At 66.1% G+C, this 17,328-nt stretch carries 15 protein-coding genes; 3 read left to right on the top strand and 12 right to left on the bottom strand.

Annotated features, from left to right (window positions below; translation table 11 throughout):
* Positions 1-168: 168 nt before the first annotated feature.
* The gene (ileS, locus tag KWG56_RS01605; RefSeq protein ID WP_219353480.1) at positions 169-3,096 is read left to right on the top strand and encodes an isoleucine--tRNA ligase; all 2,928 of its coding nucleotides are present in this window, start codon (positions 169-171) and stop codon (positions 3,094-3,096) included.
* 165 nt (positions 3,097-3,261) lie between these two features.
* On the top strand, positions 3,262-3,876 hold the full coding sequence (locus KWG56_RS01600; protein ID WP_219353479.1) for a DNA-3-methyladenine glycosylase I: 615 nt from the start codon (positions 3,262-3,264) through the stop codon (positions 3,874-3,876).
* A 254-nt stretch (positions 3,877-4,130) separates the two neighbouring features.
* Here the strand turns inward: KWG56_RS01600 and KWG56_RS01595 are convergent, their stop codons facing one another.
* Complete coding sequence (locus tag KWG56_RS01595; RefSeq protein ID WP_219353478.1) at positions 4,131-4,493, bottom strand: hypothetical protein; 363 nt, start codon at positions 4,491-4,493, stop codon at positions 4,131-4,133.
* Between the two features lie 145 nt (positions 4,494-4,638).
* Between KWG56_RS01595 and KWG56_RS01590 the strand changes: the two genes are divergently transcribed.
* Complete coding sequence (locus tag KWG56_RS01590; RefSeq protein ID WP_219353477.1) at positions 4,639-5,280, top strand: ribonuclease HII; 642 nt, start codon at positions 4,639-4,641, stop codon at positions 5,278-5,280.
* A gap of 5 nt (positions 5,281-5,285) precedes the next feature.
* Here the strand turns inward: KWG56_RS01590 and KWG56_RS01585 are convergent, their stop codons facing one another.
* The 11 genes from KWG56_RS01585 to KWG56_RS01535 form a co-directional block, all read right to left on the bottom strand.
* Positions 5,286-5,516, bottom strand: coding sequence for a hypothetical protein (locus tag KWG56_RS01585; protein WP_219353476.1), 231 nt, complete (start codon positions 5,514-5,516; stop codon positions 5,286-5,288).
* Positions 5,517-5,639: 123 nt separating this feature from the next.
* Entirely contained in the window at positions 5,640-6,701 is a 1,062-nt protein-coding gene (locus KWG56_RS01580) for a DNA adenine methylase (RefSeq protein ID WP_244999595.1), read from the bottom strand.
* A 51-nt stretch (positions 6,702-6,752) separates the two neighbouring features.
* Positions 6,753-8,195: a pyruvate kinase gene (gene pyk / locus KWG56_RS01575; protein ID WP_219353475.1), complete on the bottom strand. Its 1,443-nt coding sequence runs from the start codon at positions 8,193-8,195 to the stop codon at positions 6,753-6,755.
* 137 nt (positions 8,196-8,332) lie between these two features.
* Complete coding sequence (locus KWG56_RS01570; RefSeq protein WP_219353474.1) at positions 8,333-10,036, bottom strand: alkaline phosphatase family protein; 1,704 nt, start codon at positions 10,034-10,036, stop codon at positions 8,333-8,335.
* Between the two features lie 84 nt (positions 10,037-10,120).
* Positions 10,121-11,068 carry a DUF808 domain-containing protein gene (locus KWG56_RS01565; RefSeq protein WP_219353473.1) on the bottom strand — a complete coding sequence of 316 codons (948 nt, stop codon included), beginning with the start codon at positions 11,066-11,068 and terminating at the stop codon, positions 10,121-10,123.
* 81 nt (positions 11,069-11,149) lie between these two features.
* Positions 11,150-11,509, bottom strand: coding sequence for a monovalent cation/H(+) antiporter subunit G (gene mnhG / locus KWG56_RS01560; protein WP_201099053.1), 360 nt, complete (start codon positions 11,507-11,509; stop codon positions 11,150-11,152).
* The gene (locus KWG56_RS01555; protein ID WP_219353472.1) at positions 11,506-11,787 is read right to left on the bottom strand and encodes a K+/H+ antiporter subunit F; all 282 of its coding nucleotides are present in this window, start codon (positions 11,785-11,787) and stop codon (positions 11,506-11,508) included. Before KWG56_RS01555 ends, mnhG begins: the two co-directional genes overlap by 4 nt.
* Complete coding sequence (locus KWG56_RS01550) at positions 11,784-12,272, bottom strand: Na+/H+ antiporter subunit E (RefSeq protein ID WP_219353471.1); 489 nt, start codon at positions 12,270-12,272, stop codon at positions 11,784-11,786. The genes KWG56_RS01555 and KWG56_RS01550 overlap by 4 nt, the downstream gene beginning before the upstream one ends.
* Positions 12,269-13,861: a monovalent cation/H+ antiporter subunit D gene (locus tag KWG56_RS01545; protein ID WP_219353470.1), complete on the bottom strand. Its 1,593-nt coding sequence runs from the start codon at positions 13,859-13,861 to the stop codon at positions 12,269-12,271. Before KWG56_RS01545 ends, KWG56_RS01550 begins: the two co-directional genes overlap by 4 nt.
* Positions 13,858-14,202, bottom strand: coding sequence for a Na+/H+ antiporter subunit C (locus KWG56_RS01540; protein WP_219353469.1), 345 nt, complete (start codon positions 14,200-14,202; stop codon positions 13,858-13,860). The genes KWG56_RS01545 and KWG56_RS01540 overlap by 4 nt, the downstream gene beginning before the upstream one ends.
* On the bottom strand, positions 14,199-17,111 hold the full coding sequence (locus tag KWG56_RS01535; RefSeq protein ID WP_219353468.1) for a monovalent cation/H+ antiporter subunit A: 2,913 nt from the start codon (positions 17,109-17,111) through the stop codon (positions 14,199-14,201). Before KWG56_RS01535 ends, KWG56_RS01540 begins: the two co-directional genes overlap by 4 nt.
* Between the last annotated feature and the right edge of the window lie 217 nt (positions 17,112-17,328).

Here is a 17,328-nt window from a genome sequence, read left to right as displayed (position 1 = left end):
CTGTCTGCTAGACCGACCGCATAATGATCGTCCGCGTCTCCATTCGCCTGATTTCGATTAGCCGCCCGGCGTAGCGCTTCTGGGCCCTCTGGCCCCGTGCACGCCGGGATTGACCGCCCCAGGGCGAACGAAGACAGCGACCGACAACCCACGACGCCGAGACTTTTGATGGCTGACGCCCCCCAGACCGACACCGACACCGCTTCCGGCCGCGACTATCGCGACACCGTCTTCCTGCCGGAGACGCCCTTCCCCATGCGCGGCGGCCTGCCTCAAAAGGAGCCTTTGATCCTTGAGCAGTGGGGCGACCTCTATGGCACCCTGCGCGCCGAGCGTCAGAAGCAGAACGCCCCCCTGTACGTGCTGCACGACGGCCCGCCCTATGCGAACGGCGACATCCACATCGGCCACTCCTTGAACAAGACGCTGAAGGATTTCGTGGTCCGCAGCCGTTTTCTGCTGGGCTACGACGTCGACTACGTCCCCGGCTGGGACTGCCACGGCCTGCCGATCGAGTGGAAGATCGAGGAGCAGTTCCGCGCCAAGGGCCGCCGTAAGGACGAGGTCTCCAAGGAAGAATTCCGCAAAGCCTGCCGTGAATACGCCGGCAAATACATCGACACCCAGCGCGACCAGTTCAAACGCCTGGGCATCACCGGCGACTTCGAAAACCGCTACGCCACCATGGACTTCAAGTCCGAGGCGGCCATCGTCGCCGAGTTCCACAAGTTCAAGAACTCGGGCCAGCTGTATCGCGGCTCCAAGCCCGTCATGTGGTCGCCGGTCGAGCGCACGGCCCTGGCTGACGCCGAGATCGAATACCACGACCACGTCAGCCCCACGATCTGGGTCAAGTTCCCGGTCACCGGCGCCTCGGACGACCATCCCGACGACCTGCTGGCCTTCCGCAATTCCAATCCGGCCATCGTCATCTGGACGACCACGCCCTGGACCATCCCAGCCAACCGCGCCATCTCCTACGGCCCCGAGATCGCCTATGGCCTGTACGAGGTCACGGCCATGGAGGAAGGTCTTGAGTTCGCGCCCTGGGCCAAGCCGGGCGACCGCCTGATCCTGGCCGACAAGCTGGCCGAAGACGTCTTCAAGGCCGCCAAGATCGCCGCCTGGACGCGGGTCTATGACATCAATCCGTCCGGCCTCGTCGCCGCCCACCCGCTGGCGGCGCTGGACAGCGGCTACGGCTTCTCCGTGCCCCTGCTGGCGGGCGACCACGTCACCGACGACGCCGGCACCGGCTTTGTCCACACCGCGCCGGGCCACGGCGCTGACGACTTCGAGGTCTGGAAGGCGCACGGTCATCACGAGGTGCCCGACACCGTCGATCCCGACGGCGCCTATTACGAGCATGTTCCCCTGTTCGCCGGCCTCAAGGTGCTGGAGACCGAGGGCAAGAAGACCGGCAAGTTCGGCCCCGCCAACGGCGCGGTGATGGAAAAGCTGATCGAAGCGGGCAACCTTCTGGCGCGCGGCCGGATGGAGCACTCCTATCCCCACTCGTGGCGCTCCAAGGCCCCGATCATCTTCCGCAATACGCCCCAATGGTTCATCCGCATGGACGAGCCGCTGAAGACGGGCGAAACCCTGCGCGACACGGCGCTGAAGGCCATCGACGACACCGCCTTCCACCCCGCCTCGGGCCGCAACCGCATCCGTTCAATGGTCGAGGGCCGCCCTGACTGGCTGGTCAGCCGCCAGCGCGCCTGGGGCACGCCGCTTGCCATGTATATGGACAAGCAGACAGGCCAGCCCCTGCATGACGACGAGGTCGACGCCCGCATCGTCGCCGCAATCGCCGAACACGGCGCCGACATCTGGTTCACCGCGCCGGACAGCGACTTCCTGGGCGGACACGACGCCGACCGTTACGAGAAGATCGAGGACATCCTGGATGTCTGGTTCGACTCTGGCTCGACCCACGCCTTCACCCTGGACCCGCGCCTGCCCGAGCATGGCTACACCGGCGACCGCCCCTCGCACTGGCCCGCCGACCTCTATCTGGAAGGGTCGGACCAGCACCGCGGCTGGTTCCAGTCGTCCCTGCTTGAGGGCTGCGGCACGCGCGGCCGCGCCCCGTTCAAGGCCGTCCTGACCCACGGCTTCACCCTGGACGAGAACGGCGAGAAACAGTCCAAGTCGCGTGGCAACACCACCGACCCCCTGGTGGTCATCAAGGAATCCGGCGCCGACATCCTGCGTCTGTGGGTGGCCCTGGTCGACTATTCCGACGACCAGCGCATCGGCAAACAGATCCTGCAGACCACGGTCGACGCCTATCGCAAACTGCGCAACACCGTCCGCTATCTGCTGGGCGCCCTGGCCGGTTTCGACGAGGCCGAGCGCCTGACCGACTACGACCAGTTCCCGCCGCTGGAGAAGTTCATCCTTCACCGCCTGCACGAACTGGACGCTCAGGTGCGTCAGGCTTACGCCGAATATCGGTTCCAGGACGTGGTTCGCCCGGTGCTGGAGTTCTGCTCGGGCGATCTGTCGGCCCTGTATTTCGACATCCGCAAGGACGCCCTTTACTGCGACCGTCCCGACAGCATCCGCCGTCGCGCCGCCCGCACCGTGATGGACGAGGTGTTCAGCCGCCTGACCGCCTGGCTGGCCCCGCTGACCCCCTTCACCATGGAAGAAGCCTGGACCACCCGCTTCCCCGATGCAGGCACCAACTGCGCCCGCGTCATCCCCGACACCCCGGCGGAATGGAGCAATCCAGCCGAGGCCGAGCGTTGGGCCGCGATCAACACGGTCCTCGAGGTCGTGAATGAAGCGCTGGAAGCCGCCCGCCGTCAAAAGCTGATCGGCGGCGCTCTCGACGCCTGGCCGACCGTCACCGGCCCCGCCTCGGCCTTCGCGCCGTTCGAGGGTCTGGACGCAGCCGAAATCTTCCGCACCTCAGGCGCAGAGCTGGTCGAGGGTGACACCATCACCGCCACCATCGCCACCGCCGACTATCCCAAATGCGCCCGCTCCTGGCGCCGCGTCCCCGACGTCGGCTCCGACCCCGCCTACCCCGACCTCTCGGCCCGCGACGCTGACGCCGTGAAGTTCTGGGACCAGACGCACGCCTGACGGGTTCCTTCTCCCTTCGCGGGGAAGGCATCTGGCGTAATGACACTGAAAGGGGGCCGCTCACTCGATGACCGGCCCCTATTCAATTCCAGCTGCGTTCGCGGGGTTGGAAGCGAAAAGACAAAACATCTTTCGCCCCTCAGAACAAACTGGCAACATCATCCCATGACCGATTCAAACGCCGAGGGCCGTTGCGGGTGGTGCGGAACCACGGACCCGCTCTACATCGCCTATCACGACACCGAATGGGGCGTGCCGGAGCGTGATGCGCGCGCCCTGTGGGAGAAGCTGATTCTGGACGGGTTTCAGGCGGGTCTGGCCTGGATCACCATCCTGAGGAAGCGCGAGGGCATTCGCGACGCCTTCGACAATTTAGATCCCGAAATCGTCGCCCGCTATGGCGAAGACGACATCCAGCGCCTGCTGGGCGACGCCCGCATCATCCGCTCACGCGCCAAGATCAACGCCGCCATCCGCGGCGCGCAGATCTGGCTGGAGATGCGCGAGAATGGAGAGGACTTCTCCGAATGGCTGTGGTCCTTCGTCGGGGGCGAGCCGATCCAGACCAACTGGAGCGATTTCCGACAGGCGCCGGTCAAGACCGCACAGTCCGAAGCCATGGCCAAGGCCATGAAGAAGCGCGGCTTCAACTTCTGCGGCCCGGTGATCGTCTATGCCTTCATGCAGGCCGTCGGCATGGTCAATGACCACCAGAACACCTGCTTCCGCCATGCTCAGGTGCGGGGGATGGCGGGGCCATCAAGGAAAGAAGGGGCCTGACCTTCGACCTGTGGTCGTCCTGCTGCATCGACCCGTTGCGGAAGACTAGCTTCAATCGACATTCACCCTAGAATCGTCATTCCGGGGCGTCCGAAGGACGAACCCGGAACCCACGGCCACAATCGCACCGTTGGATGCATTCGACGCCGGATGCACGTCTCCTGGGTTCCGGGTTCTTCGCTCCGCTCAGCCCCGGAATGACGAGTTGAGGGGTGAACCAACTGAATGGCGATTGAACCTAGCTTCAGCGGGCTTTAGTCGGCGTCCAGAGCATTCAGAATTTGCTCATGATCTTGAGTTGCGCCGTGATGCTCTTCACCACGTCCTTTTCGCAGATCAAAGCCGCAGGAGGAACAAATCACGTCCGGGAACGGCTTGCCAAAGAAACCGCCAAAAGATCCTGTTCGCCCCAACAGGTAGGGGGATTTCGCGCATTCAGGGCAGGCGATCATAGCTAAGAAGAGAGCCTGCAACACACAGGCTGAGATGCAAGCCAACCAGCCAGCAGGCATCTCCCAGATAGCCCACAGTGGATTGACAACGAAAACAGCCATTCCACACAGAAACAGAATAATCGGTGCGGAGAGGACGAGGCTGTAAAGTCGAATACGCACCATGCAACTCACCCTCCGAGTGATTGAACAGAAACAACGCGGACTGCCTGAAGCGTGACAATGTCGAACATCCGGCTCTTCAAGCCAACTGCGAGCTTAGCCCACGACACCCGCTTCCGCCACGCCGCGCTTCGTGCGATGGCGGGGCATGGCCAAGACACCTACTAACCCCAAAACCTTCCCGACGCTGCATCTGGAAACCGTGCTGATCCGGCGGGTCAAAGGGCATGTCTGCGGTGTGGATGAAGCGGGGCGCGGGCCGTGGGCGGGGCCGGTGTCGGCGGCAGCGGTGATCCTGAACCCGGACGATCTGCCGCCGGGCATCGACGACTCCAAGGCCCTGACCGAGAAACGCCGCGCGGTGCTGGAGACCGAGATCAAGGCCCGCGCCATCGCCTGGGGCGTCGGGTTTGCGTCGGTAGAGGAGATCGACGACCTGAACATCCTGCACGCCACAGGCCTGGCCATGTGCCGCGCCATCGAGGCCCTGTCGGTGCAGCCGGTGGCGGCCCTGGTGGACGGCAACTACCGCTTCAAACTGCCGTGCGAAATCCAGACGGTGGTCAAGGGCGACAGTCTTTCGTTGTCCATCGCCGCGGCCTCGATCCTGGCCAAGACGGCGCGGGATCGGCTGATGATCGAACTGGACGCCGAACACCCCGGCTACGGCTTCGCCAGCCACAAGGGGTATAATGCGCCCTCGCACACGGAGGGTCTGCGCACGCTGGGCCCCTGCCCCGCCCACCGCCGCAGCTGGGCGCCGATCAGGGCCCTGCTGGCGGACGCCTGAGGCGCCTAGAATTCCAGATAGAGACCGCCGACCAGAATGCTCAACAGGGCCGCGATCGCCGCCCCGGCCAAAAGCAGCATCCAGGTCGGCGGCGGACGCAGCGCAGGCTCGGCCTCCTCCTCCACCGCAACCGCCGGCTCGGCGTCGCGTGGGATGAAGTGCCGGGTGTTATGGGTGTAGCAGCGCGCCGTCTTCCCCTTTTCCACCGGAGCCCAGGATTTGGATTCCGTCGTCAAGGATCGACCATCGTACTTTTCGCGATGGCGTAATCGGGGCGATGAGAGGGGCGGTTCCATAGGCGGAGAACGGCAAGCCCTGATTCGGGTTCCGCTACGGCAAGGTGAAAAACCGCTTTTAATTCAGGCCGCGACCGGCAGAGCTACCGGCCGGTCAGTCACCACGAACAGGTACTCGACATTTCGCAGGCGCCCAATCCGGCCCACCTTCTCGCCCTTGGGGTTATGGATGCCGATGCGCGCGCCGACGTAGCGCGGGTGAGCGATCTCGACGACCTGGACATGACCGCGTGAGGCCAGCATGGCCTCCAGGTCCGCGCGGCTCAGATAGCCTTCGTCGTTGAAACTGACGATCAGATTCGGCGTCCTGATCCGCTCAATCACCGACTGCAGCGCCGGGCCGATGCCGGGCCGGCTGTTGAAGGCGCTCTTTCGCGTCTTCACGTCGATGCGCTTGTTGGCCACGCCATAGGTTTCGGGCTTGTCCCACAGGACCAGACTTTCCCAGCAGTGATAGTTGGCCAGGTAGGAGTGCTGGTTATAAGGCGGGTCCAGATAGACGAGGTCCGCATCGACCTGCTCGGCCATTTCCAGCGCGTCGCCCTGGGTGGCGCGGCAGGGCCCATCGACGGCGGGAACGATGTCGGGCGTGCGCAGCTCCAGCGTCTTCAGCGCGCGCGGCGCCCACTGTTTCATATAGGCCATCTGGACGCCTGCCGTGGAATCCACCCGGTCGGCGGCCTCCATCAGACTGACCAGGACGATGGCCTTCAGTTCCGGCTCCAGGTCCAGCGCCTCGATCCGCTGGCGGATGGCGTCGATCCGGGCGCCGTTGTCGGGGTGAAAGAAACGGGCGTCGTGGCAGAAGGCCTGGGTGAACCAGCCCGCCTGCGGCTGCACCGTGCGCAGTTCCGCCAGCACCGCCTCGACCCGCTCGATCCAGACCTCGCGGTCCGCCTGCACATAGGCGGTGGCCAGCATGTGGGCATAGGCGTTGTAGTCGTTGGACCAGACGCGAAAGCCCTGCTTCTTCAACGCATGACCGACCCGCGCGGTGCCGGAGAACAGATCGCAGACCAGTCCGCCCTGCGGCAGGACGCTGGATACGGCGCCGGTCACGTGCCCCAGCAGGGCGCGCTTGGAGCCGATGTATTTGATCATGCGCGAACCCGAGTCATTCCGCATCTTAGCCCTCTCCCGTCGCGAGAGGGAGAGGGCTGAAGCGGCGTGACGGTCTTACTTCTTGCGGGCGCTCGACTTGGCGGCGGGGGCATGGGCCAGACGCAGCAGGTTGGCCGCGCCCGGCGCGCCGAACGGCGTCCCGGCCAGGATCAGAATGCGTTGGCCCGGCTCGGCCAGACCGTATTTGATGGCGCTGTTCACCGCGTCGTCGGTGACGTTCTCCAGCGAGTCCGGCTGGTCGCCCAGCCGCGTCTCCAGACCCCAGACCAGGGCCAGACGGCGCGCCGTGTTCGCATTGGGCGTCAGCACCAGAATCGGCTTCAGCGGACGTTCGCGCGCCATGCGTCGCGCCGTGCCGCCCAGGGTGGTGAATACCACCAGACATCCGGTCGACGGGGCGCTGGCGGCCATGGCGGCCGCCCCGACCAGGGCGTCCACGTCCTGCTCATCCATGCCGGCGTGTTCGGCGCCCATCAGGCTGGGCCAGTTCGGGTCGCGTTCGACGCGTTCGATGATGCGGCTCATGATGCCGACGGATTCCAGCGGATAGTCGCCGGACGCGGTTTCCGCCGACAGCATCAGGGCGTCCGCGCCCTCGTAAACGGCGTTGGCCACGTCGGTGGCTTCGGCGCGGGTCGGGGCCGGGGCGCTGGTCATGGATTCCAGCATCTGAGTGGCCACGATCACCGGCACGCCGCGATTGCGGGCGGCGCGGACGATCTGTTTCTGCGCCACCGGCACGTCTTCAGGGTCCAGTTCGACGCCCAGATCGCCGCGCGCGACCATGACGCCGTCGCAATAGTCGAGGATGGCTTCCAGATCCGCCAGGGCCGCCGGCTTCTCGATCTTGGCCAGACAGGCGGCCTGACCGTTCACGATCCGCTTCAGTTCGGCCATGTCCTCGGGCTTCTGCACGAAGCTGAGGGCCACCCAGTCGACGCCGAGGCGCAATGCAAAGGCCAGGTCTTCGCGGTCCTTGGGGGTCAGAGCCGACACCGGAATGACGGCTTCCGGCACGGCCACGCCCTTGCGGTCTGACAGTTTGGAGCCGCTTTCGACCGTCACATCTGCCCATTCGTCGGTGCGTTCGCCGACGCGCAGACGCACCCGGCCGTCATCCAGCAGCAGCAGCATGCCCTTGCGCAGGGCCTTGAAGATTTCGGGGTGCGGCATCTGCACCCGCGTCTCGTCGCCCGGCTCGGGGTTCAGGTCGAACCGCATCTGATGGCCCGGCTTGACCGAGATCTCGACGTCCTTGAACCGGCCCAGGCGCAGTTTCGGCCCCTGCAGGTCAGCCAGGATGCCCAGCGGACGCTGCAACGCCATTTCGGCCCCGCGCACCGCCTTGAAGGCGGCGGCGTGATCTTCGTGCGAGCCGTGGCTGAAGTTCAGGCGAAACACGTCCACCCCGGCCTGGGCCAGGGCTTTGACGGTGCCGGGCGCACGGCTTGCGGGCCCCAGTGTCGCGACGATGCGGGCGCGGCGGGCTCTGTTCATGGACGTTTCCTGTCAGCTCTCAAGTGTCACCCTTGCGGACGACATGGGCGATTTGCCCCCTTGTGCCTTTGAAACTTCCTTAGCGTAAGGCCGCCACCCCGCCGGGAAACACGAGTTTATGACCCCGAAACAGGAGTTTATCTGGCGGGCGTCAATTCCGTCGCCGGACAGTCCGAAACGGCGAAGCCGTTCAGGTCCATGCAGCGGCCTTCGACCTTGGGCGCGGGCACGCCCATGACATGGGCCAGGGTCGGGGCGATGTCGATGGTGCGGATCGGCAGGAACCGCTCCTCGCCATGCGCGCCAGGCCACCAGAAGATGATCGGCACGCGGCGGTCGTACTCCCACGGGGTGCCGTGACCGGCCAGGGTGCCGCCGACCCGTCCGCCCAGATTGGCGGCCTGGGCGAAGGCGATCAGGATGTCGGGCGAACGCTCCGGCAGGGTCGACAGACGCATCCGCTCGCGCACCGTCATCATCTCGGGCTGGCGGCTGTCGGGCAGGGGGTCGGTCAGCAGGCGGTCGCGCGTCTCGACGAAGGCCACGTCCGGCACCGCCCGCAGCAGCTCCACGGCGGCCTCGGCCACTTGCGTCCGTAGCGGATCGGCCAGAGAGCGGCGCTCCTTGTCCGCCACCATCAGGCCGCTGCCGCCCATCTGCAGGGGATTGGCGTCCAGATTGAAGCGTTGGCGCAGGGTGGCGTTGATCGCGGCGATCGGCGCCAGGTCGACGCGGTGCGCCTCGGGATAGCCGTTCTGGTGCAGACGCTCGACAAAGTCCGAACCGCCATGGTCCGCCGTCAGCACCACCAGAGCCCCGCCCGGAACCTGAGACAGCTTGTCGAGGAAGGCGCCCAGAGCGGTGTCCAGACGATACATCTGCTCGCACATCTCCGGCCCCTGGGTGCCGTACATATGGCCGATGCGGTCGGTGCCGGACAGGCTGACACCCAGCATGTCCGTGGCCGCGCCCTGCCCCAGTCGCTGGGTCTCCAGCAGGTATTCGGCGGCCTTCAGCGTCTGTTCGTCCAGCAGGGGCGAGGTGTCGAACTTCAGACCCGCGGGCGGCAGCACCGAATGGAAGGTCTGGCCGCGAATGGTCCAGTCGCCGGCCCGAGCGCGGCACTCATCGCGCTGATAGTCCCAGGTCACCGGGTTTGCTTCCATCCAGGCCTTGAAGCCGGTGTTGAAGGCGGCGACGGGCACCAGTTTGGCCTGCGCCGTCTGGCCCGGCTCGACAAAGGTGGTCAGGCCGAAGCCGTCGGTGAACCAGAAGGCCTGCCCCTGATGACCGGCCAGATTGATCGCGCCGCGATCCTTGCCTGACACGGCCATGACCTTGCTGTTGGGGCTGACAGCCTTCAGCCAGTCGCCGACGGTGGTGGCGCGCAGTTGGTCCGGGCCAACGGGGCCGTTGTCGGTGTCGTCACGACCATGCGCCAGATGGTTTTGCGGCGCGGCCAGACAGTAGATTTCCTTGCCCGTCCTGGTGTCGATCCAGTCGTTGGCCGGAATGCCCGTCTCGGTCGGATGCATGCCCGTCAATACGGTGGAGTGGCCCGGGCAGGTCTCGGTCAGGCCGTGGGTCTGATAGCCGTTGGTGGACACCAGCCCCTGATCGGCCATGCGGCGCAGGCCGCCCGTGTATTGGCTGCGGTACTGGTTGAACAGATTGGCGCTGAACTGATCGACGACGATGGTCACGATCAGCTTGGGCGGGGCCAGGGCCGCCGCCGAAACCTGAGGCGCAGCCTGCGGCGCGGGCGCTGTCTGGGCATTGGCCGCGCCCCCGAAGACTACAGCGGCCAGAACCGCAAGGGCGGCGATACGCGGCAAGGACATCAGCAACTCCGACAAGGACCAGCGGGCTTTAGCGGGTCGGGATTGCAGTCGCGTGACAGCCCCCTCCCCCCGTGACGATCCGTCCTAGTGCGATTCCTTGGAGCGCAAACGCCCAAGCTGATGGACAAGAAGCACGATGACCCCGCCCACGATCAGGCCGATGATCGCCGAACCCAGGGCGGTGACCAGCCAGCTGACGACGCCATGCAGGGGCCCGAATACCTGGCCGACGACATGTGCGATGTGTTCCAGCGGCTCTGCTGGCCAGTGCAGACCCAGCGTATGCGTGCCGTGCACCAGAATGCCGCCGCCGACCCACAGCATGGCCGCCGTGCCGATGCCGGACAGGGCGCTGAGCACCACCGGCATGCCCTTGACCAGACCGCGTCCAAACGCCCGCATTCCGCCGCCGCCTGCACGCTTGGCCAGGTGCAGGCCGATATCGTCCATCTTCACGATCAGACCGACCACGCCATAGACGGCGACGGTCATCAGCACCCCGACAACCACCAGCACCGCCGCCTGGGTCAGGATCGGCTGGTGCGCCACATCGGCCAGGGAAATGGCCATGATCTCGGCGGACAGGATCAGGTCGGTCCGCACCGCCCCCGCCACGGTCGTCTTTTCGATCAGGGCGGCGTCGCCCTGGACCACCGCCGCCTCGGCATGGCCGCCATGGCCAAACGCCTCCAGCAGTTTCTCCGCACCCTCGAAACACAGATAGGTCCCGCCGCACATCAGGATCGGCGTGATGGCCCAGGGCGCAAAGGCTGTCAGCAGCAGGGCGATCGGCAGGATGATGATCAGCTTGTTGCGGAACGACCCCATCGCGATCTTGGCGATGATCGGCAGTTCGCGACTGGGGGCCAGGCCGGTGACATAGCGGGGCGTCACCGCCGCATCATCGACCACCACGCCCGCCGCCTTGGTCGAGGCCTTGCCAGCCGCCGCCCCGACATCGTCAATCGACGCCGCCGCCAGTTTGGCGATGCCCGCCACGTCATCGAGCAAGGCGATCAATCCGGAGGGCATCGGGCGTCCTGATGAAAAAGAGGTCGTTTCCGACCTAGGCTGACCGACGGCGGCTGTCGATCATCTTTCATCGCAACGCTTTCAGGATTGCGCCGACTTCTCCTTGGTCGCCGGGACCTTCTTCTTGCCCTCGGTGCGGTCGCGGAAGATGGCGGCGCGGGCCAGAAGGGTCAGGGTCACCGGCGTCGTCACGGTCAGGAACAGGCCGATCAGGATCTCGCGCGGCATGAAGCGCCCGTCGATGATCGTGAAGAAGACGGTGGAGGCGATCAGCACCAGAACCATGCCCAGGGTCGCGCCCAGCGTCGGGGCGTGCACCCGCTCATAAAAGGTCCTGAAGGTCGTCAGGCCCACAGCGCCCAGCAGCGACAGCCCCGCCCCCAGGATCGCCAGCGTCACGATCAGAATGGCCGCCCACAGCGGCAGGTCTGCGCCCGTCATTCGATCACCTCGCCGCGCATCAGGAACTTCGCCAGGGCCACGGTCGCCGCAAAGCCCAGCATGCCGATGATCAGGGCCGCCTCGAAATAGAGCGGGCTGCCGGTGCGGATGCCGAACACGACGATCAGCAGCATGGCGTTCAGATAAAGCGCGTCCATGCCCAGGATGCGGTCCTGCGCGCGCGGGCCGCGCGCGATCCGCCATGCCGTCAGCGCCATGGCCGCGACCAGCATCAACTGGGCCAGCCCCAGACCCCAGGCGAGCACCAGCGCGCTCATTCGAAAATCTCCATCAGGCGGCGCTCATACCGGGTCTTGATCAGTTCGATCCATTCGTCTTCGTCAACCAGATCAAGCACATGCAGCAGCAGTTGGCCGGTCGCCGCCTCATATTCGACCCACAGGGTGCCGGGCGTGCTGGTGATGATGATGGCCAGAACCGCCAGACCATGCCGGTCACGCATCTGCAGCGGAATATGGATGAAGCCGGCCTTACGCTCATGGCGGCGACGGCCCAGGATCACCCAAGCCACCTCCCAGTTCGAGCGGATCACATCGACGGCCACCACTGTGGCAAGCTGCAGAACAGCCTTGGGCGAGCGGATCCGCACCCGGTCCACGCTCAGCACCCGCATCACCTGCGGGGCCAGGACCGCCGCCAGGGCCGCCAGGGCCAGGGATGGCGGCGCCACCGAAGCGCTCATCAGCAGCGAGGCCGCAAACAGACCCAGCGACAGGATGGGATGGGGGAAGACGGCCCTCATTGTCCGTCTCCCAACACGGCCTGCACATAGGCCTGCGGCTGGGCCAGCCATTCCGCCGTATGCTGGGTGTAGAGCAGGCCCGAACCGCCGAACACGGCCAGCAGGACGCAGGCGCCCAGAAGCCCGGTGATGGCGGTGAACTCGGCCGCGCCCACGACCGGCGGCGGCGCATCTTCTTCACGCACCCAGATGGCGCCCACGCCAAGCCGCGTCAGACCAATCAGCGCGCCCAGACTGGACAGGGACAGGAAGGCGATCACCACCCACGAGGCGGTCCCGCCCGCCCTGATCAGGGCGTCGATCATGGCCAGCTTGCCGATGAAGCCGGCCAGAGGCGGCAGGCCCGCCACCATCAGGGTGCAGATCAGGAACAGACCGCCCAGCGCCGCCACGGCGCCGGGGATGACCAGACCGGGCTCGTTGCGCTCCTCGTCATGGAAGGGGTCGCGGTATTCGTCATCGAACACCGCCCGCAGTTGCAGGCCGTCCTCCTCCCTGCCCCGCTGCAGCACCTCGCCCAGTAGGAACAGCGCCCCGCAGGCCAGGGTCGAGCCGACCAGATAGAAGATGGCCCCGCCCAGCGCCTCGGTTCCGCCCAGGCCCACGATGGTCAGAACCGTGCCGGACGACACCATGACGCCGAACCCCGCCCCCTTGGACAGGTCGTGCGAGCCGATCAGACCCGCCGTGCCGAAGGCGACCGTGGCCAGTCCCCCGACCATGATCCAGGTCTGGCCGAAGCCGTGGGACACGCCCGCCCCCTCGCCGAACAACAGCAGGCTGAGGCGGATGATCACATAGACCCCGACCTTGGACAGGATGGCGAAGACGGCGGCCGTGGGCGCGCTGGCCGCCGAATAGGCGGGCGTCAGCCAGAAGCCCAACGGCCACATGGCGCACTTGATCAGGAAGGCGACGCCCAGCACCGCCGCGCCGATGTGGAACAGGCCCCGGCTGTCGGCGGCGATCTGCGGGATGCGCACAGCCAGATCGGCCATGTTCAGCGTGCCGGTCACACCATAGATCAGGCTGACCCCGATCAGGAACAGTGAGGATGCGGTGATGTTGACGGCGATATAGGTCAGCCCCGCCCGGATGCGCCGCTCACCCGACCCATGCAGCACCAGGCCGTAAGAGGCCGCCAGCATGATCTCGAAGAAGACGAACAGGTTGAACAGGTCGCCGGTCAGGAAGGCGCCGTTAACCCCCATGATCAGCAGCAGGAACAGGGCGTGGAAACGCGGCCCCGCCCGGTCCCAGCGCGCTAGGGCGAAGATCAGCGAACAGGCTCCCAGCACGCTGGTCAGGGCCACCATCAGCGTCGACAGCCGGTCCGCGACCAGCACGATGCCGAAGGGCGCCATCCAGTCGGCCAGACGATAGACGCGCGCGGTGTCCCCGCCGCCGGTGGCGCCCGTCGCGCTTTCCTGCAGCAACACCAGCGCCATCACCAGAATGGCGGCCATGGCCCCCAGGCTGAGCGCGCCCTTGAGCACGCGGCGGCGCTCGTCAAACAGCAGCATGGCCGCCGCCACCGCCATGGGCAGGACGATGGGTCCGATGATCAGATGGGTCTGCCAGATGCTCATGCCTCAGGCTCCTTGCCGTCGACATGGTCGCTGCCGGTGATGCCGCGCGCCGCCAGGATCACCACCAGGAACAGGGCCGTCAGGGCGAACCCGATGACGATGGCGGTCAGGACCAGGGCCTGCGGCGTCGGGTCGGTATAGTGGCTTGGGTCGATATTATCGCCCTTGAGCACCGGCGGCGCGCCCGTGCGCAGCCGTCCCATCGCCACGATGAACAGATTGACCGCATAGGACAGCAGCGCCAGTCCCATGATGACTTGGAAGGTGCGCGGGCGCAGCAGCAGCCACACGCCGGACGCCGCCAGCACGCCAATCGCCAGCGCGAGCACAAGCTCCATCATTGTGCGCCCTCCTCATCCTGCGGTCGTGACTTGCGCAGCGACTGGTGCGCCAGGGCGACCAGCATCAGCACCGTCGCGCCCACGACCAGGACGACCACGCCCAGGTCGAACACCACCGCGCTGGCCAGAGGCACCCGCCCCAGGATCGGCAGGTCGGCGTACTGGAACCATGTGGTCAGGAACGGCTGGCCGAACACCCAGGCGCCCACGCCGCTGGCCACCGAGATCAACAGGCCCAGACCGATCCAGACAATGGGTCGGATGGTCAGGCGCTCTTCAACCCAGCGGGCGCCGGAGGCCATGTATTGCAGCACGAAGGCGATGGCGACGGCGATCCCCGCCGCGAACCCGCCGCCCGGCAGGTCATGCCCGCGCAGGAACAGATGCGCCGCCAGCAGCAGGATGAAGGGGAACATCCAGCGCATGACCACGCGCGGGATCAGCATGGTCTCCTTCAGGGTGTCGCCCTCGGTGCGATTGTCGCGGTCGCGGTCCGACTTGTTCTGCACCCGCTTCTGGCTGGGTTCGGGCAGGCTGTCGCTGGCCGGACGGAACCGGCGCAGCAGGGCGAAGATGGTCAGGCCCACGATGCCCAGCACCGTGATCTCGCCGAAGGTGTCGAAGGCGCGGAAGTCGACCAGGATCACATTGACGATGTTGCGCCCGCCCGCATCCTTGTAGGCGTGCTCGACAAAGAAGCGAGAAATCCCCTCGACCGCCGGGCGGGTCATGATCGCATAGGCGACGACCGCCAGCGACAGACCGACTGCGCCGGCGATGATCAGGTCCACCCGTCGGCGCAGGCGCGAACGGCGCTCCAGACCGGCGGGCACCGGGATGGTCTCCAGCCGCTTTGGCAGCCAGCGCAGGCCCAGCAACAGCAGAACCGTCGTCACCACCTCGACCAGCAACTGGGTCAGGGCCAGGTCGGGCGCCGACAGCCAGACGAATGAAATACAGCTGGCCAGACCCGCGCCGCCCATCAGGACGACCGCCGCCAGCCGGTGATATTTGGCCTGCCAGGCCGCCGCCACCGCACAGCCTGCGCCCACCAGCCAGATGCCTGCAAAGGCCAGATCGGCCAGATCCGGCGCGGCGACCATTGGCAGGACGCCGATCCCCGCGCTGACGCCCGCGACCGCGCCCGCAAGCAGGGCGACCAGGACGATGCCGCGCAACTGCGGCTGCAGACGCTCGGTGCCGAACACCCGCACCAGCATGGCCGCGCCCTTGGCCAGGCCCGTCATGGCGCGCTCGAACATCCAGCCGCCGTTCAGCTTCTGCCAGCCCCACGGCGCGCCGCGGGGGTTGTTGTTGATGCGCTTGCCGAAGATCACATACAGCAGCACCCCGCCCGCCAGCGCCGTCAAGCTGAGAAACAGCGGCAGGTTGAAGCCGTGCCACAGGGCCAGGCTGTAATAGGGCAGCTCGAAGCCCAACACCGACACGGCGGCGCTTCTCAGGAAAGGGCCGACGGTGATGGCGGGCAGAACCCCGACCAGCAGACACAGGCCGACCAGAATCTCGACCGGGCGCCGCATCCATGCGGGCGGCTCATGCGGGACGCGGTCCAGCTCGGTCGGCGGCGGACCGAAGAAGGTGTTGTGAATGAAGCGCAGCGAATAGAGAACGCTGAACGCGCTGGCCAGGGTCGCCAGGAAGGGCAAGGCCGTGCTCAGGGCGTTGGCGTTCGAGTTGGCCACGGCCTCGGCCAGGAACATCTCCTTGGACAGGAAGCCGTTCAGCAGCGGGACGCCCGCCATCGCCGCCGCCGCCACCATGGCCAGGGTCGCGGTGAAGGGCATGAATTTGAACAGGCCGCTCAGCTTGCGCATGTCGCGCGTCCCGGCCTCATGGTCGATGATGCCGGCCGCCATGAACAGCGACGCCTTGAAGGTGGCGTGGTTGACCGTATGGAAGATGGCCGCGATCAGGGCCAGCGGCGTGCCGAACCCGACCAGCAGCACGATCAGACCCAGATGGCTGATGGTCGAATAGGCCAGCAGCCCCTTCAGATCATGCTGGAAAATGGCGCACCAGGCCCCGATCAGCAGGGTCGCCAGACCGGCGCCCCCGACCAGCAGATACCAGATATCGGTGCCCGCAAAGACCGGCCAGAAGCGGATCAACAAGAAGACCCCCGCCTTCACCATCGTCGCCGAGTGCAGATAGGCGCTGACCGGCGTGGGCGCGGCCATGGCGCGCGGCAGCCAGAAGTGGAACGGGAACTGCGCGCTCTTCGTGAAGGCCCCCAGCAGCAACAGCACAAGGGCGGGCGTGTACATGGGGCTGGCCTGGATCAGGTCGCGTGAGGCCAGAACCACGTCCAGATCATAGCTGCCGACGATATTTCCGATCAGGATCATCGACACCAGCAGGGCCAGACCGCCCGTCGCCGTCACCGTCAGAGCCATGCGCGAACCTTCGCGCGCCGACGGGTTCTGGTGCCAGTATCCGATCAGCAGGAAGGAGAAGAGGCTGGTCAGCTCCCAGAACACCACCAGCTGGATGATGTTGCCCGCCAGCACGACCCCCTGCATCGCGCCCATGAAGGCCAGCAGGAAGGAGAAGAAGCGCGGCACCGGATCCTTCGGCGACATGTAATAGCGCGCATAAAGCACCACCAGCGCCCCGATCCCCAGGATCAGACAGCTGAACAGCCACGACAGCCCGTCCAGCCGCACCACCAGATTGATGCCCAGAGACGGCAGCCATTCAATCTCGTGCCGCAGCGTCTCTCCGTCCTGGAAGCGGGGCCACAGCGCCGCCAGACAGATCAGGCTGACCAGGGCGATGACCCACGACAGGATCGCCGCAGACGTCCGCGCATGTCGGGGCAGACCGGACGCGATCAGGGCGCCGATGAACGGCAGGGCGAGGATGACAAACAGCAGAAGACTGACGGACATGTGGCGGGTCGTCTTCTCCGAAAAGGAAACATGGGAACGGCGAACGCGGGCGAAGCCGCACGTCCGACTCACCCAGACTTACGGTCTCATGTCCATCAGGTCAAAGCGACGCCTTGGCGCGGGGTGGAAATGTTCAATCGATGTGGCAGTTATGAAAGGCATGATGAATCCAAGGCTTGGGCGGCCTCTCTGCTGAGAAGGCCGCCCTGCCCGCCGC

The organism is Brevundimonas nasdae (assembly GCF_019395145.1).
Lineage (GTDB): Bacteria > Pseudomonadota > Alphaproteobacteria > Caulobacterales > Caulobacteraceae > Brevundimonas > Brevundimonas nasdae.
This window is presented reverse-complemented; position numbering and strand designations above follow the sequence as displayed.